The organism is Streptomyces sp. NPDC048392 (assembly GCF_043200575.1).
In the GTDB taxonomy this organism is placed as follows: Bacteria; Actinomycetota; Actinomycetes; order Streptomycetales; family Streptomycetaceae; genus Streptomyces.
In genome coordinates this window covers 1-20,361 of sequence record NZ_JBICYB010000062.1, presented here as the reverse complement: position 1 = coordinate 20,361, position 20,361 = coordinate 1, and the positions used below count along the sequence as shown (strand labels likewise).

Here is a 20,361-nt window from a genome sequence, read left to right as displayed (position 1 = left end):
ACAACAACGACAACAGGGCCTCCGGGAACCGCTCGGAATTCGGTCGCACCCCCGAGCTACCAGGAGGCCCTGCCTTCATGCGCGTACGACCGCAAAATCACCCGACCAGGAACTCCGTTCGACTTGCACGTTCCAAGATCGGTTGAGATACGGCTTCTGAATCCAGGCGCGGATCTTGGCCTTGGCGGGGACCCGGTTGTTGGCGTTGCCGGCGACCAGGGCACGGTACTCGTCGATCAGCTCGTCTCGGCCCAGTGGCCCGCGCGCTCGCACCAAGTCCAAGACCTCAGCCGCCTCAGGTGAACCGGCTGGGCCAGCCGCTGCTGGCGTGATCAGCTTCGTCTCCTGGGACGGCTGAGTCAGCAGCTCCTGGTTGATGAAGTACATCGTCGGCGGATCGGTGGCGACCTCCTGGAAGCGCTTCAGGCGCTTGGCCTTGGCGAGCTTCCTGTCGTTCTCGTCGACGATGAGCGACTTCGTCCGGATGGGGAAGCCCCACTTCTCGATCTCATCGATCCAGGTGGAGCGGGCGATCGCCACGGGCGCTATGACGAGGATGTGACCCATCGGGCGGATCGTTTGCAGGACACTGAGGGTCGTGAGCGTCTTGCCGGCCCCGACGCCGAGCCACGCGCCGGCGAAGGGATGGTCAACGAGGAAGTCGTGGATCCGCTGCTGATGCGGCATCAGCGAGATCGGGGACGGCGTTGTAGTCGTAGTCATGTCGCTGGTCATCCCTTCTCTTCGAGTGAGTGGTCAGGCATGGAGGGCCTCTTGAATGAGGGCGAGTCGGGCATGGCACGCGTCGGTTTGCTGCGTGGCCCCGGTCACCAGCTCGGCGCCCCTCGCCTCGACCTGCGTGACGCGCGTTGGCTCCAGGGGGTGGTCGGGGACGTCGTCAGGCGCGGGTGCGGGCGGTGGCCTGCCGGTCGCGGAAGGTATTGATGAGTGCTGCCGCTGCGCCCTCGGGGGAGTGATAGGGGTCGGTGATGCCGGGTCCGGTCCAGCGGCCGTTCTCCGTGTACTGGATCGGGCCGGTCTCGGTGTCGTCGACGCGGACCGAGCGGGTGCCGCCGTCGGTCTCGGGGCCCAGCTCGGCGTCCTGGAGGGCGCTGAGGATCGTGCGGACGCTGCCGTGGCGGCCAGCGTCCTCGAGCAGGAGGGCCGTGGACCCCAGCCGGGCACTAGTGTCGGTGGCGATGGCGGACAGTTCCTGGGCCAGGGCGCGGACTTCGGGCGCGGTGTCCGGGACGGAAGCTTCGACGCTGCGGGCCGCGGTGGCCAGTTCGTCCAGGGCGGAGGCGGCCGCGCGGCAGTTGGCCCGGTTCTTCGCGCAGGGGCCGCTGGGCAGCTGGGCCGCCGCTGCGTCGAGGACGGCGAGCGCGTGGAGGGTGCCATCAGGCAGGGAGCTCAGGGCGCGGGTGCCGGCCTGGACGTCGCGGTAGGTGCGGAAGGCGGTGGCGAGGGCCTGGTCGGCGGCGTGGGGGGCGGGGAAGGGGCCGTCGAGGTCGGAGGGCGGCTTCGACGCGGTGGCGCCGAGGCGGGCGGTGGCCAGTTCGGTGAAGGCCAGCAGGCGGGCGAGGGGGAAGGCCATCCATTCGCGTTCGTCGCCGGCGGCGTCGGAGAGCAGGGCTCGGGCGGGTTCACGGACTTGGTCCAGGAGGCGGACGACGCGCAGGCATCCGCCGCGGGTACCGGACGCGTCGTGCTCCCGCACGATGGCCTCCAGGCCGTCGAGGATCGCGGCCACGTGCGGCTGGCGCAGGGCGTGGAAGAAGTAGGCGCGGGCGGCGGAGTCGACGATCTCTTGGCGCTGGAGCGGAATGGGGGAGAGCGCGGACCGGGCCTCGGAGACACTGGAGTACGGCTGGTGCTCTGCGTCGGCCGTGGCGTGCAGGGCGATATGGAAGACCCCGACGTCCTCGGCCGCCCGCGGAGCGTCCGTGCGCCGGGGGCCGGCATCCGTTCCGACGCGGCCGCGGTAGGCGCCGCCGGCGGCGTCGACCTGGCCCACGACTACGTTGTTGGCGTCGACGACTTCGGCCGATGCGGAGCCGTCGGCGGGTGGGCGCAGCCGGAATGCCGGGATCGCCTGCAGGACCGGGCTGTTCATGGGTCTCCTCGGGTGGTGGAAGTCGGGTCGGCGCGGGCGGGTGCGCCGACCCGGGGCGAGCGGATGGTCAAATCGTGGTGCTCAGGGCGGGAAAGTTGCGGACGCGCGGGCCGGGCCCGAGGGCTTCGCGCACGCGTTGCAGCATTGCCACCGGGTCGTCAGGCTGCTCGGCTGCCTCAACCTGTCCGTCCTGCTCGTTGAGTGCGGTGTTGATGACGGTGGGGTTCTACTGCCGCACCTTGTTGCGGGTGTCCTTGTCAGCCTGGTGGTGCTGGTCGCTGAGCTGCTGGACGTGGCTGAGGTCGCCTCGGCGGGCGGCGGCACGCACGTTGAGGGCGAGCGCGCGTAGCAGTTCGAGTTCGCCGACGTAGGCCTCGTCGTCTGGGGTCTGGTAGTCGGCGATCTCCTCGAGCTGGGTGATCGCGTCGTTCCAGCCAGTGCCGTACCAGATGGGTCCGGTGAGGGCGGTGCAGGTGACCGGGATGGCACGGAGTCGGCCGATGCACTTCTGGATGACCTCAGTGCGGTACCCATCCAGCATTTCGACGATCTCTGCGTCGGCAGTGGCGAGCACTCCGGGGTGATTGATAATCCGATCGCGAGTGCTCATGCGGCACGCCCCGAGCAGCGGGCCGTGCGCCGGCTGGCGTCGTGGACGCTGCACCTCTCGCGGCCCTGCTTGCGGGCCCACCACGTCTGCGCGACCTCCGTCTGCGCGTTGATCTGCGCCATGTGCCCATTTACCAGGCCGATCACGGTGGCGGCGTAGCCGACGAGGTACAGGCTGGTGGAGACGGTGTCGGGCTCGCGCAGCATCCCGGAGGAGAACTCGTCGCGCTGGCCGGAGTCTTTGGTCTCATACTGCGGTTGCCGGGCCGCGGCTATGTATGTGTGGGTCATGGTGCTGCACCCTGTTGGTCGGATGAGGTCTTGAGGAGGTGCGCGATGAAGACGTCGACGCTCGGCTTGTCGTCGACGACGTGAACCTCGGCCCCGTGGCGGCGCAGCTTGGCGTGCGTGAGCTGTTGCAGCTTCCGCAGCTGGCCGCCGGGGCGCTTGACCTCGACGAACACGGTGACGCCGGGGGCAACGACGATCCGGTCGGGCACTCCCCCGTGTGCCGGCGAGACGAATTTCAGGCACAGGAAGCCGTGCGCCCGGCACTGGCTGAGGAGGTAGTCCTCGATGGTGCTCTCGCGCGTGCGAGGCATCAGCGTCGTGCCGTCTCATCCGAAGAGGCGGTCGGCGCACCGTACTTCAGCTCACCGAGCTCTACGAGCCGGAAGCCCGTGGAATGCCTGTGCATTCGGGAGACGCTGAGGGTGGAGTGCTTCGTGCCGTAGTGATCCCGGACTTGGGCCTCCCCGTCCGCAACGGACTCGATGACGACGCGGCGCTTGCTCTGCCGGGTGTCGAGGTCCTCCCAGATCTGGCCCCGGCGAACCAGGATGCCCTCACGGGTCGTGTTCTTCTCCTGCTGGGCCTGGGCGTCGTCGTCCTGGGTGGAGGTGTCGGTCGCGGCACTCACAACTCGTCGCCCCCCTCAACGGTGCGGACGGGAAGTGTGGTCTGGAACATGACGTCTCTCGATTCTCTTGCCATGGCGAGCCAGACTCGCCTTCATCTCAAATACGACTCATGCACCGAGCAGTGCCGTGTCGACACAGCCCGGCACCCTGCGGTCCGATGGTGGTGCGGGGAGCTGATCAGGCGGCGTTCTTCCAGTTCTTGGTGAACGTCTCGTCGAGCATCCGGGTGTAGATGTCGAGGTCGAGCGCCCCGATGAGCTGCTCGATCCGGGCGGCTGGCAGCGCGCGGAGGTCGTCGTTGATGACGTTCACCGACCAGTGCGGGTCGATGCCGTTGATCCGGCGGATCACGACGTCCTGGTCATCGGGCAGCAGCGTAAGGCCGTCGGAGGTGCTGGCCTCGCTGCGGTTCTTCGCCCACCCGTGGTGGCGCAGGATCTCCAGCGCGATCGGGTCACGTCGCACCCCGGCGCTGCCGGACTCGCGCCGCTTGGCCTGGCTGGCCGGGTTCACCTTCCATGCGCCGGCGTTGTGCAGGCTCACGGCACCGTCGGTGCCGTCGTGGACGATGAAGACCCGGTTGACCATCTGCAGGGCCCGCGGGTTCATCAGCTGCGCGTCGGCGTCCTCGTTGTCGTCCCGGTCGGGCCCGGCGCTGACCGGGTCTGCGGCGAACGGGTAGGTGATCGATCCGCGCGAGGCGGCGAGGACGTTCTGGAACAGCAGCAGCGTCCGCACGGGATCGGCCGGGTCGATCGCCTCCTCGATCATCTTCCGGCCCAGAACGGGATCGAACGGCTCGGCGAGAGCCTCTTCCCCCCTGTTGGCGACGGTCTGCAGGTAGCGGGCCAGGGCGAAGTCGATCACGGCCGGGTGGGCCAGCGACTTCGTCGGGGTAGGACCCCCGTGGCAGGCCAGCGTCCCGCCGGAGGCGGTGATGATCGGGCTGTCGGCGACGCTCCGGTCCTCACGGGGCGACTCCAGCTCGAGCCGGTTGTTCGAGTCCTTGCTGATGAGGAACATCAGCTCCGGTTCGATGTCGATGCCGATGGCTGCCTGCTGCTCGGCGAGCACCCGGTTGTTGGTGGTCTCATCGAAGCCGTTCTCGCCGCCGACGACGGAGTAGAGGCCGTCGGTGTTCGTCGAGATGATCCGCGCGCCGGCCAGCGTCTGGGCCTGGCCGATCCGCCAGCTGAACAGCTGGCCGATGATCCGCATCGAGATGGTGCGGTTGTTCATCCTGATCGGGGTCCGGTGCGCGGCGTCAGCGGCTCCAGAGGCCGAGTTGAGGATCAGCTTCGTGCCGTTTCGCAAGGTCGTGAGCCGGGCCTTCTTCTCGGCGGAGATCCCCGGCTTCTTCATCTCGAAGCCCAGGCGTTCCTTCTCGAAGAAGATCGTCGTGTAGCGGTCCTCACCCAGCTCGGGGTTGTAGAACGCCCTCATGTTGCGCAGCAGGTTCGGGTAGTAGCTCGTGAAGTCCTCGTGGATGACGAGACCTGCCGAGGTCCGTGCGAACTTCGGGTGCAGTTTGGTGGACTTGTCGGCCTTCACGGTGAACAGCGCAGGTTCCTTCCTCGTCGGCTCATCGCGATAGACGGCCTTGACCGCCGAGGTGACGGCCAGGACGATCTTGCCGTCGAGCACGGTCCCGTCGGCCAGGCGCACGTGCATCGCCTCGGTGTCCGGTCGCTGGGTAGCCAGCAGCTGGGCCGGATCCGGCACTTGGGCCTGCGCATGCGCGAGCTGCTCGGCCTGGTCAGGGTCGTCCTTCTTCGGCTTGCGGTACTTCACCTTCTTCGAATCCGAGCCCAGCAGCACGAGCCGCTTGTCGACGACCGTGCCGTCGGGCAGCGCGAGCAGGTTGTGCTGGCGCTTGGCCTCGGTGACGAAGTCCTTCGCGTCCGGGTAGAAGAGCTTGGCGAGGCCGATCATGGCTGCTTGTTCCCGGTGCTCGAAGGAGTCGGCGTCGAAGACTTTCATGTCCGCTTCCGCGCCGTGAATGCCGCCTGTGCTGAACGTGGCAAAGCACGACGACGGGGAGGCGTCACGGTGGAAGTAGGGCACGTTGTTCGGCGTCTTCGGCAGCTCGCGCAAGGACTTGGCCGGGAGGTCGAACAGGTCGCGGTACTCCTCGGAGTCGTTGAAGTTCTGCCCCTCGATCAAGCGGTAGTAGTTGACGACCTGCATGAACTGGCGGTGCGCCTTCGCCTGTGCCGGCGTCGCGGCCGGGTCCCTGGCAGGGTCGGGGGCCACGTTCTCCTCGAAGAAGCGCACGCACTCGTCGAGCACATTGACCTGGGAGATGCCCTGCTCCTCGGCCACCTCCTTGGCCGGATAGAGGAACGACACGGCCTCGATGTCGTTCAGCGAGGTGTACGGCGCGAGGATGCGGCCGACGAACTTCGCCGAGGACGAGTCGATGGTCAGGCGGTCCCGGCGCACCGAGCCGTTCTTGGCGTAGACGGTCTCGGAGTACTGCGCCAGCAGCCCGGCCTTGAGGTCGAAGTTGCTGGCGTAGGCCGGGTGCCGGAAGAGCTGGGCCAGGCCCAGGCAGTCGGAGACGTTGTAGGCCAACAGCTCGTAGAGGTCCTCAATCGCGGCGATCGAGGTGTCGTGGCTGAGCTTTTCGGACTCCTTGATCTGGCGGCCGAGCATCCCGAGCAGGCGCTTGAGGCTCACCTTGGTCTGCAGCTCGTTGAGACGGGCGACGTCCAAGTGCCGGCCCGAGTGCATCATGGCGCGGCGGATCTTGGCGGCCGGGCCGTTCCAGCCGAGGTAGCCGGGCATGTACGCGATGTACTCGTTGAACAGCTTGTCGTTGTGCTCGCGCATCTCGCGCGCGGTGGTCGGCTGGACAAGACGACCGGAGTGCGGAGCCGGGAAGGTCTCCATCAGGTACAGCGCGAGCATGGTCGTGTCGTAGTGCAGCGAGTTGTACCCGGCCAGGAACGGGTGCTTCAGCGGGTCGTACTCGGGATCCGTGTCGCAGACCGGGCGCAGGCTCGCCGGATAGGACGAGACCTCGCTGCGGTCGTTGACCTGGTCCGCGTTCGAGAGGCCCATCAGCTCGGCGAGGCGGAGGTTGCCCCGCTCGCCGCGCAGGTTCCACAGCTGGACGCTCACCGCGGGCAGGCCCGGGTTCGAGCGCACCACGGCTTCATAGAGCGCCGGCGGGTCCACGGCGTCGGAAAGCTGCTCGTCGTCGGCGAGGAAGAAGATCTCCAGGTCGTCGACGGCTCTGTCGGGCCGCGGGGTGTAGGCACACAGAGTGAAGACGTCCGACAACGACTCGATGTCGTAGAAGGTGAAGCGCGCCTTCGAGGCCGTGACGGGTGGTGTTCGCTGTGTGGTCATGATGGGGATCTCTTTTCGTCGCTCCGACCATCACGGGCCGGCGTCTGGGGAGGAGGCGCGCGTGGCCTCAGAGGGAGTCGAGAGGAGAGCACCGGCGCGGGGTATCCATGCGCCGGGACGCCTCACGAATGAGCCGGGCCTTGTTCACGGGGTCTGCCGTGTTCTGCGAGCGGACGATGAGGTTGGTGATCCGCTGCTCGCGCGCGACGTCGGACAGCACTGTGATCAGGCGGCCTTGGCCGCGGGCCAGTTCGAGTACGGCCTGGGTGAGTTCGCCGAGTGCGCCAGCAGTTTTAGCCATGGGTGCATCAGTCCTGTTCGTCAGAGGTGTCGTCGGCCGGGGCGGACGCGCCCGTCTGCCGGAGCAGTCCGCGGTAGTTGGCCTGCAGCGTCGGCTGGGATTTCTTCTTCGGGTCGCTGCCGGTGTAGCTCGGGTGCATCCACTTCTTCAGCTCGTACTCAGCGATGAGCACCTCGGGGGTGTGCATCATCTGGCCGGGCCGGATCTTGCGGTTCTTGTCCGGGCAGTGCCACAGGGCATCCGGCCGGACGATCGCCACGAGGTCGGTGATGAACTGCTTGTTGCTCACCGGGGAGCCCGACGGCGAGACGTCGGCGAACCAGGCCTTGTACAGGTCGTAGAGGAACGTGAACGGTGCCAGGTCCCAGACCAACCGCCCGCGGAACTCTTCCCAGAAGGCGCGCACGGGGTCGTTGGCCTCCTTGTACTCGGCCAGGACTTCCTTGGTGGCCACCGGCTCTGAGAGCTGGTAGTAGTCACCCGGAGAGGACGCGCCGGCGCGGTTGATCGCGTACCAGAAGACGTACTCCAGGACCTCGCGGCGCTGAAGGTAGTCGTCCTTGATGTACTTCTTCTCGGATCCGGTGAAGCTCTTGGTGAAGGGCACGAAGAGCTGCCGGCGGTAGAACGACTCGGACTTGTCCTTCACACGTGGGAACTCGTTCAGGCACTGGACCATGAAGCCGAAGAACTGGTAGGCGATCGGCATCCGGTACTTGCGGTTGATCTGGATGACGTCGTTGGTGACGATCGCCTTCAGGTTGGCGGCCTTGTCGATGAAGGTGCCGACGTCGTTCTCGTCGACGATGATCGCGTTGGCGCGCACCAGCGGTTCGAGCGCGAAGTCCTTGCCGAAGTCCGAGAGCGGAATCGAGGTATGCGCGCCGCTGCCAACGAGGTTGCGCATGAGCGCGCAGAGCGTGCCCTTACCGTTGTTGCCCTGCTCGGAGTAGAACCAGGCGGTCTTGCCCCAGCGCACGTGCGGCCGGATGATCGCGCCGATGATCTCCCAGATCAGGTCGGCGAGGCCCTCGTCACCGGGCTGGTCGAAGAGCTCTTCGATCCAGGCGGCGACCTCCCAATCTCCGCCCTCGGGCTGCGCGATGACCTGCCGCGGGGCGTCGTCCACGTAGTCGACGTCGTTCTTGGTCAGCAGCACGATGGCGGGGTCGAAGGGGTGGACCTGCTTGGGCTCAAAGTGGAAGTCCTTGCCGAAGATCGTGACGTCCAGCGGTTCGGTGCCGTAGAAGACGATGCCGTTGCGCGCAGCGATGAAGTCGCGGTTCGTGCTCTGGTGCCGGCGCGGGCTGTCCTCGCGCAAAACGGCCAGAACCTCGGCGAACTCCTTGAGTGTCAGCTGGGTGTTGTACATGCGAGCCGTGGTGCGGATGTCGTCCTCGCTGGTGGTGTATGTCCCGCGCGCGGGACGTGGCCTGGTACATCGCCAGCAGGTCGTACTCGCGGTCGGTGTCCTTGGCGTTGGGCGCGATGCGGATGACGTGGTGCGGACGCAGGAGGATCTGCGCGACCTGCCAGTACGTCAGATATCTCGGCAGGGGGTATCTTTCGGCGGCCACGGCCGCCTTGAAGTTCTCCGCCTTGATGACGCCGCCCACGATCGCCAGCAGCTCCTTCTCCAGCACGCGAGGTGTCGGTGGATCGGTCGGGTCGAGCTGGTCGAGGTAGGCGGCGGTGACGAAGGTGACGATCTCATTCTGCGGAGCCATGTCGTCGCGGTTCGAGAAGTACCCCATGACGCTGGCCAAGACGTCGGCGACGGGGTTGGTACGCGGTCCGGCGCTGGAACCGCCGGCGGGTACGGATGTGGGGGCATCAGGAGGCGTCATGCTGCTGCTTTCTCGATCATGATCGAGTTCCTGCCGGCGATGAGTGGGAAGCCGATTGGACTCGTAATCGAATGAAACGTGATCTTGACCCTACGTCATTAGAGTACTCTTTTTCAACGATTGAGCCACCAGTCGATAAGAGAATCAACTGAGGTCATGGATGGCTACCAAAGGAGGTCACGAAAGGGACGTGGGTAGGGGCTGGAGGGGGTGCGCGCGACCACCACAGCCATGCCACACGCATCGCGAGCCTGGATGAGATGCGAGAAGCCCGTGGCTCCGTGGGGCGTGCGCCCCACGGAGCCACGGGCTTCTCGCCCTCGACCACACACCCGCGGGCGGCGTGAGCCGCCCGGCCCATGGCCGAGGTTCGGAGGAGTTCTTCTGACCGGTCGAGCCAGCTGCCACCAGAGCATCGACTGGACGCTCTCCAGGAAGATCCCAAGGGCTGCATACCCTCTAGGGGCATCTGAGCGTGTACCACTTGACGTGGTACGCCTGCTTTCCCAGGTCAGAGCAGGAATTTCGAGAGCTAAAGAGCAGGGTGTACCACGTGGCATTTTCTACGTGGTACACGTATTTGCCCAGGCCAGGTGGGATTTATATACTCCATGTACCACATGTACCAGGAAATGGAGACTAGATACACGCGCAGGGGGGATAAGAGAGCAGACTGACGAGCCGGGGCTGGAGCTGCCTGGATCGCTCCCGAACGCTCCCCCTATGTAAACGGTCAAAAAAACGTGGTACTCGTGGTACGTCGGCGGAAAATGCTGGTTGACCAGGCGAAACGTCGTACCACATCGACACTCCCACGTGGTACACCCGATGCGGGAAGACCCTCGTGGCGCAGGTGTTTTCCCAGGTCAGACGCGATTCTCGGGGGTGTACCACGTCTCGTGGTACAGCTGCAGCCTGGACGCCCGGCGCCCCCTGGCGATCAATCCGAGGCGGACTTCTGCGCTGAGCTACTGTGCGGCTCCCAGACGGCGCGGTCGAGCCTCAGCGGGACTGGAAGCCGCATGGAACATCTTCGGCGTCCCGAGGCTCATAGAAGGCCCCTGACGCGTCCTCCGGGCGCGAGTCGGAACTCTGTCCGAGTCGTTCGCCCATGAGGCCCCATTGGAAGCAAGAGGGCATTGGACTGACATTCGCTGCTCATTGCGAGTGATCCACCAGAGCTGCTATCGTTGACGCCAGGTGATCGATGTTGCACTGGAACGTGAAAACAGAGAGGCCGGAGAGCATCCCCGTGGGAAGGGAACTCTCCGGCCTCTTTGCATGTACTGATGGGTGCGAGGCGTGGATGGCGCGCATCACCCCGGGGTGACCGTGCTCCAGCCTCGCTGGTATCCCGCATTAGGGGACTCGGGACTGCGGCTGCGGGACCGCTCGGCCGATTCGACGACGTAGAGGATCTCATAGGAAATCGTGGTGTTGAGGTTGAGCCGGTTCTCGCTCTGACTCTTCTTCATCGCGATCTTGCGGAAGCCATGGACGGCGTCAGCGCGATCGAAGAACCGGCGTAGCCGCGCGTTCACGCGCTCACGGACCTGCTCGGCTGTAACGCCCGTGTCGGAGACGACGAAGACGTGCGTGTGACCGCGATCGAAGGTGGGCTTCTCACCAGTGTCGAGGTCCAGACGGATCTTCGCACGGCTGATGTCGAGCGTGTCAGGACGGACGAGCTTTCCTCGTGAGTCGTACGTGCAGGTGCTGACGATAGCCATGATGAGATCCTCTCCTCTCCTGGGAGTATGACTGAACAAATACTTTCAGTCACACCCCCGGTGACCGGATCACCCCGGTCACCACGAGCATGCCCTCCGCACCAGGGACCTGGCGGCTGAAGGCCGCCAGGTCCCGCACGGAGGGCACCATCGTTTTTTCACAAGAGGCTGAGGACCTCGCTCACTGCATCGCGGACGCGTCCTTCCCGCCCAGGACTGCGCCTGGCGCAGTCCCGCCGGCGACCCGCCGGTAGAGCCCCAAGGCACAACCAGCGAAAGCCAGACACAGGAACACCGCGGAAGCGGGGTTCGCCAGAGCGCCGAGCGCCTGCGCCGGGACAAGAGCGGCGGCGAGGTTGAAGCCCAGGTGCAGGAGCACGCAGGGCCACAGCACGCGCGTGCGTTCGTAGACCAGGGCCAGGAGCACCGTCAGCGGCAGGGTCGAGGCGAACTGCACGGCGTTGCCGTGCAGCAGGCCGAACACCACGGCGGTGACCGGCGTGGAGGCGAGGATGCTCACCCGCTTACGCAGCAACGGGTAGATCAGCCCTCGGAACAGGAACTCCTCCCCTGCGGGAGCCGCGACCATGGTGAGCAGCAGGGTCGCAAGTGCCCCGGCCGCGTGCCTGGTCTGGTTCGCCGAGTCAAAGCCAGCGGACCCGACCGTGACGTAGATCCACAAGGCCAGCGACTGCCCGGCGAGGAAGGCCAGGACCGCGCAGCCAAGGACGGTCCACTCGGAGCGCGGGGTCTCCGGCCTCGGCCGCGGGGCCGGCGCATGCGCGAGCCACCGGGGCCGCTGGATCCTCACCGAACCGACCAGAACGACAACAAGCATGCCCAGGACGGCGGTCGCGACGATTGGCTCTCCGATGAGGCGGACTGTGACGGTGCCGAGGCCGAGGTAGATCGCGACGACGACGAACGGTACAAGGGCGCACCACCCGATGCCGAGCAGTCGCGAGGTGATCGGTGAAGTCGTCAAGGTCTCCTCCTCTACGGAACTCAAGCAGGCGTGGTGATCTGTTCGTTGATAACGGTCTGGACGCGGGTGTCGCCGCGGAAGGTGTTCAGCTGCAGCGTCGCCGTGAAGCGCAGCGTCCCGAGCTCGGTGCGGCTGGCGCGCTGCACGAAGCCCTGGAGCATGTCGAACTTCTCCTCGGCGACGTTCCACCACAGGCAGGACAGGCCGGACCGGGTGACCAGACGCAGGTGCTGCGAGTCGGATCCGATCCGGTCCACGCGCAAGCCCATGGGCTCGATCGCGATCTCGACGACCGGAGCGGTGAAGCCGTACCCGAAGGGCTTAAGTCCCTCGGTACGGCGCACCAGCTCGAACAACGGCTGCAGGTCCTCGAGGCCGGCGTCGCAGTCGGCGTCCGGGCCGAGCACGAGATCACCCCTCGGGCCATCGGTGCTGACGGCGAGCAGGGCGGCCTGGGTGGCTTCCTGCAGCACGGCGACGAGGTCGCCCAGCTTCTCGGTTTTCGCGACGCGGACGCCGCAGGCCTGCTGGTGTCCGGTGGCGCTGAGTCCGTCGTGCGGTTCCAGGCTGGTGATGATGTCGAACCAGCCCGGCGCGCGACCGGAACCGCTGACGAAATCGTCGGGGCTGACGGGACGGTTGATGACGACGACCGGGTGGCCGTTGAGCTCCATCATCCGGTTGGCCAGCAGCCCGTACATGCCTGGGTAGGCGTCCGAGAAGTACACCCACGGGGCCAAGGGCTGGTCCCCGGTGGTGAGTTCTTCCATGTGTGTGATGACCAGCTGCTTGCGCAGCTCGTTGCTCTCGATCACCTGGTGGGCGGCCTTGAGCTTGACGTCAGTACCGGCGGCCGTGAACACCGCGAAGCACGGCTCAAGTGAGGCCCCCGTACGGCGCGGACTGTTCATCGCCGGGGCGAGGTAGAAGCCGAAGAAGCCCTCGTCGAGGTCGTCGACGTCTCGGATCTTGCCGATCTGCGCGAAGGCTTTGAGCACGACCGCGAAGCCCTCGAAGGCCCGGAGGAAGACCGGGTGGTGCGGCTCGGTGCGCAGCAGCTGCATCAGGATCGACTGCTCGACGTCGATGGCATCGGGGTCAGCGTCGAACCCGCCCCAGGGGTTGGGGATCGTCTTCGGCGCGGCGACGCGCAGCAGGCGGGCAATCGAGATCGCATCGCGCACCAGCTGGCGGTTCTCGTACAGCACGGGCATGACGTCGGAGACGGTGCCCAGGCCGGCGAACAGGCGCAGCAGGTGGATCTCCCAGAGCTTCTCGGGCCGGTGCACGCGGGTGTAGGCCTCGATCACCTGGTAGAGCACGTGGGCACCGCAGATCCCGGTATGAGCGTAGGTCTCGTCGATCCGGCACGGGTCGACGGTGATGTCCGCGGTCGAGCCCGGCGCGAGCTCCTCGTGGTGATCGGTCACCAGCGTCGTCCAGCCCAGGGCACGCGCGGCGGCGATACCGCGGTGGGAGTTCACTCCCCCGTCGCAGGTGAGCAGGACCCGGGTGCCGGGCCACTTCGCGTGGATCTCGGCGATGTCCTCGGGCGCAATCTCGTGGCCGCGGCGGTAGTCGGGCAGGTGCAGCTCGACGTCGAAGCCGAGCTCGGACAGGCCGGCGTAGCCGAGGACGCCGGAGGAGATGCCGTCCATGTCGAAGTCGGGGGCGACGGTGATCTTCTTGCCCGTGGTCCGGGCGTCATGAAGGGCCTCGACCATCTCGGCCAGGTCCAGGAGCTCGTCGTGCTCGGTGGACTCGATTTCCTTCAGGTACTGGCCCGTCCACCCCCTGCGCTGGCACAGCAGCTCGAAGAGGTCGGTGTCCTCGTCGGTGAGCGAATGGTCGTCGACGGTGTGGAGCGTGGACATGGTGGGGACCTCTCGATCGGGGTTGTTGGTCGGTGGAGAACGGGGGGTATGTGACACCCTTCACGTTCCTGTGATTTTAGCAGCGACATTCGCATTCTCTGCTTATTTAGCAGCGCCTTTGAGTCTCATTCGAGCCCTCAATGGCACACTTATCTCGAATGCCCGCGACAGACTTTCCAAGGTCCTTGCGCATCAGCTACTCTCACTTCTATGGCCATTCGAAGCATTGTCGAGTCAGATCTCAGTGGTAAGCCGGATGCGGCTACGGCGACGTTCGGCTTGGGCGACACCTGGTACGAAATCGACCTCACCGCCGAGGAGCAGAAGAAGCTTGAGGAGGCGCTGAAGCCGTATCTGAAGGTCGGCCGGAAGGCTGGGAGGTCGGCATCCAAGAAGCGAGCCGTGCCCGAGACGACCGCGGAGGAGCGGGACAAGATCCGTGAGTGGGCCAAGAAGGAGGGCTATGAACTCGCGGAACGTGGGCGCATCCCGAAGACAGTCCAGAAGGCCTATGACGAGGCGCACGACATCGATCGGAGCAAGAAGCGCTGAGCCTGGTGTTCGCCTCCTGGGCGACTCATCTCATCTACCCCTGAAGGGTCCTGCCGTGCTGCTGCAGGACCCTTTGTGCGTCTCAGAGCGGCGGCAGCGACGGACAGATCGTGGTGGTTGTCTCGATCCCAGCGGCTCGCGCGCGAGAGCTGCAGTGGATGGTGCCGTGCGAGAAGTGCCCCGGCGTATGCGGCGTGAGCTGCTCCTGGTCTCGCTGCGGACATCCTGGCTTCCGGCAAAGATCGAGGAAGGCCGTGCACAACACCTGCGCCCCAGCCTCGAGGAAGACTTGGGCGGCGTCGACCATCTCCTGGTTGCGCTGGAAGCCGGCCCGCTTCCCATGAGCTGACCAGTCGGCAGAGAAGGTGAGAATCTCGAAGCCGGCGGTCCGCCACAGACGCTCGGCCATGGCGTCGGCACCCTCGGGGCAGTGCCCCGAGAGGAGCACCGGCCGGGTGACGTTCTTGGGACCCCAGTCGCGCCAGGCGTCGTTGAACGTCTCACACATGCTCTTCTCGTCGCTCCAGCTGCGGGAACCGGTGACGAGAACGACGTGCGAGAACGATTCGGAATTCATTTCAGCAATCATTCGAGTCTCCTCTCCTTGTGACTCGGAGGTCTCCACAGCTGGAGTCGAGAGCTGTGGCCACGATGTCTGGACAGGCGGCGGCCTGCATGTCGCTGGCTCTTGCCAGCTGGTACTGGGCTCGATGACGGCCGGCCAGGTCCTTCTCCCGGTGGAGCTCGACGCGGATCTGATCGTCATCACACATCGGCATGAACCGGGGGTGTACATCCCGTCATCGCTGCGGGAGACGTGCACAGTGACGACCATGCCGTTCTCGCCGTTGGTGAAGTCGACGTTGTCGATGTCCTCGGCTTCGCCGGAGCGCATCACCTCGGCGACGGCTTCGCTGTTCGGTTGCCACAACTTCGGCTCGCAGCGGGCTCCGGTGTCGTAGGGCGAGATTTCGGGCTGGGACTGCGTCGTGGTGGCGCCTCTTCGTGGACTCGGGTGCGGGTGGCGACCATCGAGTGCGGACCCGGTGGGGGCCGTATGATCTCGATGTTCGACCCAGCCCCCGGGCCAGCTCTGCTGGCTGACGACTCACAGATCTTGCTGGCGTGATCTGCTCCCGGACGGATCGCGCGGCGAGCCGTCGCACGGGTCGTCACTTCCCGACTGAGCCAGGCGCGCAGCGCCAGGCGATCCACCACTGCTGCACCCTTTACTGCTGTCTACATCTGTGGACAACTACGCCGGGGCAGTGGTGGGGCTTCCACTCTCAAGCGCAGCGCTGGGCATAGCCGGAGGGAGCGCTAGCGACCGACGGACCGGCGAGCGAAGCGAGCGGTGGAACCCGTCGGCCATGCCGACTAACACGTCCCCGGAGCGCAGCGGAGAGGCCGAGCGAAGCGAGGGTCGCGGGACACGTGTTATCAGGTTCCCTTATGCCCTTCGCTTCCTTTCCGTCGTTGTCGCTGTTCCACGGCTGGAGCGTTAGCGGAAGCCTGGAACATCAGGGGAAACGGTCCGTACCCTCGTGACCCGTACCCCTCCCCCATTTCCGCGCAGCGGGGGTACGGGTCTGGCTGTTTCGCCTGGTCATTGCATCTTCTGGCTGTACTGCTGTTTCGACGTCCGTGATACGGCCGTACCCCCATGCTGATCCGCCCTCGTGAGGCACGAGCGAGGTGGGGGGTACGGGTCTGCTCCCGACGGGGCGCAGCCCCGGTTCATCGCCCTGCTGCCGTCGGCGGCACAGCCTTCGCCGCGCAGCGGATCCGTCCTCTTGCGACACCGTCGCTTCGGCTGTGGACAACGCTCTGCTCCATCGCTCGCTGCGGCGGCGCAGCAGGCCTTGCCCCGTCGCGTTGTGCTGGCTGCACCGACGTGGATTCACCTCGCTCCGGTGCTGCCGCGGCAGCGTGCCAGCACTTTATGCACCGTGTCCGAGGCGGGCGTTCTGCACTGCGTCGACGACGCACGTTCCGGCCCCGGGCTGTGCTCCTTCTCGCGCTCGCGCAGTGAGCCCGGGGTGGTCCTTCGTGGACGCATGAGAAGAAGAGAGACTCGACTGCTGCGACCAGCTGCCCGTCGGGCACAGCGAGCAGCTCCAGCGTCATCGGACCGTTGTCGTCTTCCTCCAGGGGCTGCTCCCGCAGCAAATGCCTCTGCTCTTCCTCTACCCCACGGGCCTTTGCTGCGGAAGCAAGTCGTTCCTCGCACGCTCGCTGCGTGCGGGGGTCTACTCCCCTCCGCGCCTTCTCCCTCCGCTCTCCTCTGCGTGACCGCGACGGCCCGATGACGCCCCTGCACCGACCGTCGCAACAGCACTGCTCCGGTGACACGCCGCCGGCGGTTCCGGTCTCGCTCCGCCGGCTGTCCGCGGCTGGTTCGCCGTGCCCGCCGGCGGGCTTCGACAAGGGGGTGCAGTCAGGCTTCCGGCCCCACGAGTAAGCCGCGAAACGGTGTCTCCCCCGTGTCTCTTAGGTGGCCCATCGGGACACTCCCGAGACACGACAGGGACGCCGACTGGTTCCGATGTGCTTCTCAGAGTCCCGTGCGTGTCCCACTGGTGTCTCGACCGCGCTCCGGCTGTGCTGCTCCGACGTCGCCCCCGGTGCTCTTTGAGGACTCACCTGTGCAGGGTGCCGGGCGGCGCCTCCCAAGAGACACAGACGGGACGCCAATGGGACGCCGTAGGTGCTCCAATGCGGCCTTCTTGAATCACTGCCGGTACGGCGGGCGTCTCACAGACGTCCCGCGTGAGCTCTTGCCGCGTCACAGGTGGGGCGCAAAGGCGCACGGCACCGGCGGCCTGCGTGTGGTCGCCCTAGGTGGAGGCGCAGGGGCGTCTCACAAGTGTCTCCGCCGGCACTCGACAGGGCCTCAAATGGCGCCCGCTTGCGTATCGAATGCGACTTGCACAGGACTCGATAGGGGCACTAGAGTGCATCCGGGTTGGCTCGCATTCGAGAGGAAACGCGAAGGGCGGTGAGTCCATATGGCAGCGCGAGAGACATCCGGCGAACGACCGGATGAGGTGCAGGAGCGAGTAGCAGGGCGAGGTGAGTGCAATGGCGAATCAGTCGGGTGAACCTCGCAAGGTCCGCTGGACCGTGCCCGCTGCCGACACCTCAGTGATTGAGTGGCTCGATCAGCAGGAGAACATCTCGCAGTCGCTGCGACTACTCATTCGGGAGTCCATTCAGCGCGACGGATACGTCGACGTCTACTACAAGCCCGTCGAGCAGCTGCCGCGTCGCGGTCGGCCACCGCTGGAGACCACCGAGCAGCACGAGGACGAGGCCACAACCTATCGCCGTCCGGCCGCCATGCCGGTTCAGCCGCAGCCGCAGCCCGTGGTCACCGACCAGGCCGACGCCGTCATCGAGAAGACAGCACCAGCACTGGTAGCCCAGCCCGAGCCGGTTCCCGCACCGGTTGAGACGGCCGAGGAGCCCGCGGCAAGCGCCCCCAGCTCACCGCCGGAGCCGCCGAAGCAGGCATCCATCGACGAAATCATGGCGAGTACTCGGCGCTGAGTGACGCGGTGAATTTCATTTTCCAGGCAGCCAACGCAGACACCGAGGGATCGAATTCATGAGCGCCAACAGCAACGACATCATGACTCTCACCGGCGGCATCGACGTCGGCAACGGCTACGTCAAGGGCGTCATCCAGAACACGAAGCAGGGCACTTTCGACGAGATCGATCTGCCCAGCGCGGTCGTCTCGACCTCCCGCACCTCGCCGAAGGTGCCGCTCCCCGACGCGGATGCGGCCTCCGTGCTGGCCGGCGACTTCTACAACCAGATCGACTGCTCGCTCACCACTCCCCTGGTGGCGGCGTCGGACCGCCGCATCTTCGGCCGCGCAGCGCTGTCTGTGCGCGGCTCGAAGTTCACCGAGTTCGAGGTGCTGGGCAAGCACTCCAAGGCCGATCAGGAGCTGAGCAAGGTCCTGGTCCTGGGCGTCTTCGCCGCGAAGGCCCTGCGCGACTACGTCCGCGAGAACGGCGCGCTGCCCGATCACGAGCTGCGCGTGCAGGTGCGCGCCGGCCTGGCGCTGCCGATCTCCGAGTTCGTCGCGCGCCGCCACGCCTACGCCGCCGAGTTCATCGGTCTGCTGGGCAGCGCGGATCCGACGGTGCACCTGGTGACGATCAAGAACTTCAGCACTCCCGTCTCGGCGCGTCTGCAGTTTGTCGACGTCCAGGTGATGGCCGAGGGTGCCTCCGCGCAGTTCGCCATCACCGACAAGGGCGAGCCGCTCGCACAGGCCCTGCTCGATGATCTGCGCACTCGCGATGCCTCCCTCGTGGAAGGCGTCTCGGCCTCCGATCTGGTGGCGGTGCAGAACACCATCGGCGTCGACGTCGGCGAAGGCACCGTGAACTTCCCAGTCTTCACCGACGGCCGGTTCAACCCCGAGGCGGCCGACACCCTCGACGAGGGCTACGGCACCGCGCTGATGAACGCCATGGAGCGCATGAGCGAGTCGGACGCCACGCTGCAGTTCTCCTCGCGCAAGCAGCTGGCGGACTTCCTCCACGCGGAGCCGTCGGTGCTGGTGAAGAACCGTCACCAGCGCGCCGCCGGCTTCGTCGAGGACGAGGCGAGCTACCTGGTCGACGAGATCGTTTCCTCCTTCGGCGACGTCCTCTCCCAGGCCGGTGCGACAACCGAGGTCGTCTACGTCTACGGCGGCGGCTCGGGTCCGATCAAGCACCTGCTGCACCCGGCGCTGCTGAAGGCCGCCGGCGACGTGCCCGTGCTCTACCTCGACTCGAGCTACTCGCGGCACCTGAACCGCGAGGGCCTGTACATCGCGGCGCGCCACGTCGAGCAGCAGGCCCTCGCCGCGAAGCCCACGGGCAAGCGCAGTTAGGAGGTGGCCTGATGTGTGAGGCACTGCATGCGACCTCGAAGGCCGAGGTTGATGAGATCAGCAGCCGCATCGAGCTGTCGGACGAGATCGTGCTCGCGTTCATCCGCGATGGGGTCAAGGTCGCGTACTGGCGGTTCGAGTCTCTGCGCCTGGGCGGGATGGTCTACCTCGATGCGACGAGTGCGTCGATCTGGGACGAGGCGATCCGCCAGTCGTTCGAGCGCTGCTACACCCTGCTGCGCGAGCACGGCGACGCTGTGTCTCCGCTGGTTCTGCTTCATGAGCAGGCTCGGCGGAAGCGGCTCGGGTCGGACGAGGAGCTTCTGGGCTCCGTCGCGGTCCTCACGGTCGGCTCGAAGAGCACCATCAAGCCGGGCGCATGAGCGGCTACCGCGAGATCGTGAAGCTGCTGGCAGCGAACACCGGCGCGAAGCGGATGAGCGAAGTCTTCGACAACTTCGTCGAGATGGCGGCGCTGGCTCTGCGCAACGCCGTGGACGTCCGCGGGAGCGAGTCGTGGGAAGCGCGCGAAGCGCAGTACCTCCAGATCGCCGGCCGCTACAGCAGAACAGAGCTGGACCGCTTCGCGCACGCCCTGGCGCTGGTGACCACGGAGATGGAGCGCGAGCCCTGCGACGTACTCGGCGGCCTCTACATGGAGTTGGAGCTCGGCAACGAGCGGCTCGGCCAGTACTACACGCCCTACGACATCGCCCAGCTGATGGCCGAGATGCAAATCGACTCGGTGGTCGAGCAGGTGCAGAGGGACGGCTTCGCCAATGTGTATGAACCCAGCTGCGGCGCGGGCGCGTTCATGGTTGCTCTGTCGCAGGCGATGCTCGAGCACGGCCTGAACCCACAGACGCAGCTGCATGTGACGGCAGAGGACATAGCACCGCAGGCCATGCACATGATCTACGTCCATCTGACGCTGCTGCACATCCCCGCGGTGGTGCGCCGTCGCAACGTCCTCACGCTGGAGACCTTCGAGTCGTGGCCCGCTCTCGCTCATGTCCTGGGCGGTTGGGGCCGGAAGCTCAGGCTGGCCCGGGCGGTCGATGGATCACGGCGGCTGATCATCGTGTCACGGGACCTGTCCCCGAGTGGTGGACACCTCTGAGCCCGGCCCCGGCAGGGGCCGGGTAGGAGGGATCTCTTATGGTGATGAAGGTCTACTCGCCC

The 20,361-nt window shown here is 66.2% G+C and carries 20 protein-coding genes; 6 read left to right on the top strand and 14 right to left on the bottom strand.

What is annotated here, in order from left to right:
- Nucleotides 1–75: 75 nt before the first annotated feature.
- The 13 genes from ACGFYH_RS35660 to ACGFYH_RS35600 all read right to left on the bottom strand — a co-directional run bounded on the left by ACGFYH_RS35660 (nucleotide 76) and on the right by ACGFYH_RS35600 (nucleotide 13,733).
- On the bottom strand, nucleotides 76–735 hold the full coding sequence (locus ACGFYH_RS35660; protein ID WP_393807327.1) for a hypothetical protein: 660 nt from the start codon (nucleotides 733–735) through the stop codon (nucleotides 76–78).
- Nucleotides 736–898: 163 nt separating this feature from the next.
- Nucleotides 899–2,113 (bottom strand): hypothetical protein, encoded by a 1,215-nt coding sequence (locus tag ACGFYH_RS35655; RefSeq protein ID WP_393807326.1) that lies wholly within the window; start codon nucleotides 2,111–2,113, stop codon nucleotides 899–901.
- A 226-nt stretch (nucleotides 2,114–2,339) separates the two neighbouring features.
- Nucleotides 2,340–2,723, bottom strand: coding sequence for a hypothetical protein (locus tag ACGFYH_RS35650; RefSeq protein WP_393807325.1), 384 nt, complete (start codon nucleotides 2,721–2,723; stop codon nucleotides 2,340–2,342).
- Nucleotides 2,720–3,013 carry a hypothetical protein gene (locus ACGFYH_RS35645; protein ID WP_393807324.1) on the bottom strand — a complete coding sequence of 98 codons (294 nt, stop codon included), beginning with the start codon at nucleotides 3,011–3,013 and terminating at the stop codon, nucleotides 2,720–2,722. The genes ACGFYH_RS35650 and ACGFYH_RS35645 overlap by 4 nt, the downstream gene beginning before the upstream one ends.
- Nucleotides 3,010–3,324: a VRR-NUC domain-containing protein gene (locus tag ACGFYH_RS35640; RefSeq protein WP_393807323.1), complete on the bottom strand. Its 315-nt coding sequence runs from the start codon at nucleotides 3,322–3,324 to the stop codon at nucleotides 3,010–3,012. Before ACGFYH_RS35640 ends, ACGFYH_RS35645 begins: the two co-directional genes overlap by 4 nt.
- Nucleotides 3,324–3,641, bottom strand: coding sequence for a hypothetical protein (locus ACGFYH_RS35635; RefSeq protein ID WP_393807322.1), 318 nt, complete (start codon nucleotides 3,639–3,641; stop codon nucleotides 3,324–3,326). Before ACGFYH_RS35635 ends, ACGFYH_RS35640 begins: the two co-directional genes overlap by 1 nt.
- Nucleotides 3,642–3,819: 178 nt before the next feature.
- The gene (locus ACGFYH_RS35630; RefSeq protein ID WP_393807321.1) at nucleotides 3,820–6,996 is read right to left on the bottom strand and encodes a hypothetical protein; all 3,177 of its coding nucleotides are present in this window, start codon (nucleotides 6,994–6,996) and stop codon (nucleotides 3,820–3,822) included.
- 67 nt (nucleotides 6,997–7,063) lie between these two features.
- Nucleotides 7,064–7,297 carry a hypothetical protein gene (locus tag ACGFYH_RS35625; RefSeq protein WP_393807320.1) on the bottom strand — a complete coding sequence of 78 codons (234 nt, stop codon included), beginning with the start codon at nucleotides 7,295–7,297 and terminating at the stop codon, nucleotides 7,064–7,066.
- 7 nt (nucleotides 7,298–7,304) lie between these two features.
- A complete protein-coding gene (locus tag ACGFYH_RS35620) occupies nucleotides 7,305–8,426 on the bottom strand; it encodes a phage/plasmid primase, P4 family (RefSeq protein WP_393807328.1) in 1,122 nt (373 codons plus the stop codon).
- Nucleotides 8,427–8,490: 64 nt separating this feature from the next.
- Nucleotides 8,491–9,144 carry a hypothetical protein gene (locus tag ACGFYH_RS35615; RefSeq protein ID WP_393807319.1) on the bottom strand — a complete coding sequence of 218 codons (654 nt, stop codon included), beginning with the start codon at nucleotides 9,142–9,144 and terminating at the stop codon, nucleotides 8,491–8,493.
- A gap of 1,316 nt (nucleotides 9,145–10,460) precedes the next feature.
- A complete protein-coding gene (locus ACGFYH_RS35610) occupies nucleotides 10,461–10,874 on the bottom strand; it encodes a hypothetical protein (RefSeq protein WP_393807318.1) in 414 nt (137 codons plus the stop codon).
- A 181-nt stretch (nucleotides 10,875–11,055) separates the two neighbouring features.
- Nucleotides 11,056–11,859: a CPBP family intramembrane glutamic endopeptidase gene (locus ACGFYH_RS35605; protein WP_393807317.1), complete on the bottom strand. Its 804-nt coding sequence runs from the start codon at nucleotides 11,857–11,859 to the stop codon at nucleotides 11,056–11,058.
- Nucleotides 11,860–11,879: 20 nt separating this feature from the next.
- Nucleotides 11,880–13,733: a DHH family phosphoesterase gene (locus ACGFYH_RS35600; protein ID WP_393807316.1), complete on the bottom strand. Its 1,854-nt coding sequence runs from the start codon at nucleotides 13,731–13,733 to the stop codon at nucleotides 11,880–11,882.
- Nucleotides 13,734–13,943: 210 nt separating this feature from the next.
- Between ACGFYH_RS35600 and ACGFYH_RS35595 the strand changes: the two genes are divergently transcribed.
- Complete coding sequence (locus tag ACGFYH_RS35595; RefSeq protein WP_393807315.1) at nucleotides 13,944–14,285, top strand: Lsr2 family protein; 342 nt, start codon at nucleotides 13,944–13,946, stop codon at nucleotides 14,283–14,285.
- 82 nt (nucleotides 14,286–14,367) lie between these two features.
- Here ACGFYH_RS35595 and ACGFYH_RS35590 read toward each other — a convergent pair whose 3' ends face one another.
- Nucleotides 14,368–14,874 (bottom strand): SLOG family protein, encoded by a 507-nt coding sequence (locus tag ACGFYH_RS35590; protein ID WP_393807314.1) that lies wholly within the window; start codon nucleotides 14,872–14,874, stop codon nucleotides 14,368–14,370.
- A gap of 148 nt (nucleotides 14,875–15,022) precedes the next feature.
- Here ACGFYH_RS35590 and ACGFYH_RS35585 point away from each other — a divergent pair, with 148 nt between their 5' ends.
- From ACGFYH_RS35585 to ACGFYH_RS35565, 5 genes are all read left to right on the top strand, one after another.
- On the top strand, nucleotides 15,023–15,247 hold the full coding sequence (locus ACGFYH_RS35585; protein WP_393807313.1) for a hypothetical protein: 225 nt from the start codon (nucleotides 15,023–15,025) through the stop codon (nucleotides 15,245–15,247).
- A 2,119-nt stretch (nucleotides 15,248–17,366) separates the two neighbouring features.
- Nucleotides 17,367–17,834: a hypothetical protein gene (locus ACGFYH_RS35580; RefSeq protein ID WP_393807312.1), complete on the top strand. Its 468-nt coding sequence runs from the start codon at nucleotides 17,367–17,369 to the stop codon at nucleotides 17,832–17,834.
- 58 nt (nucleotides 17,835–17,892) lie between these two features.
- Nucleotides 17,893–19,179: a hypothetical protein gene (locus ACGFYH_RS35575; RefSeq protein ID WP_393807311.1), complete on the top strand. Its 1,287-nt coding sequence runs from the start codon at nucleotides 17,893–17,895 to the stop codon at nucleotides 19,177–19,179.
- A gap of 11 nt (nucleotides 19,180–19,190) precedes the next feature.
- Nucleotides 19,191–19,562, top strand: a complete 372-nt coding sequence (locus tag ACGFYH_RS35570; RefSeq protein WP_393807310.1) for a hypothetical protein — start codon at nucleotides 19,191–19,193, stop codon at nucleotides 19,560–19,562.
- The gene (locus ACGFYH_RS35565; RefSeq protein WP_393807309.1) at nucleotides 19,559–20,299 is read left to right on the top strand and encodes an N-6 DNA methylase; all 741 of its coding nucleotides are present in this window, start codon (nucleotides 19,559–19,561) and stop codon (nucleotides 20,297–20,299) included. Before ACGFYH_RS35570 ends, ACGFYH_RS35565 begins: the two co-directional genes overlap by 4 nt.
- The last annotated feature ends 62 nt before the right edge of the window (nucleotides 20,300–20,361 follow it).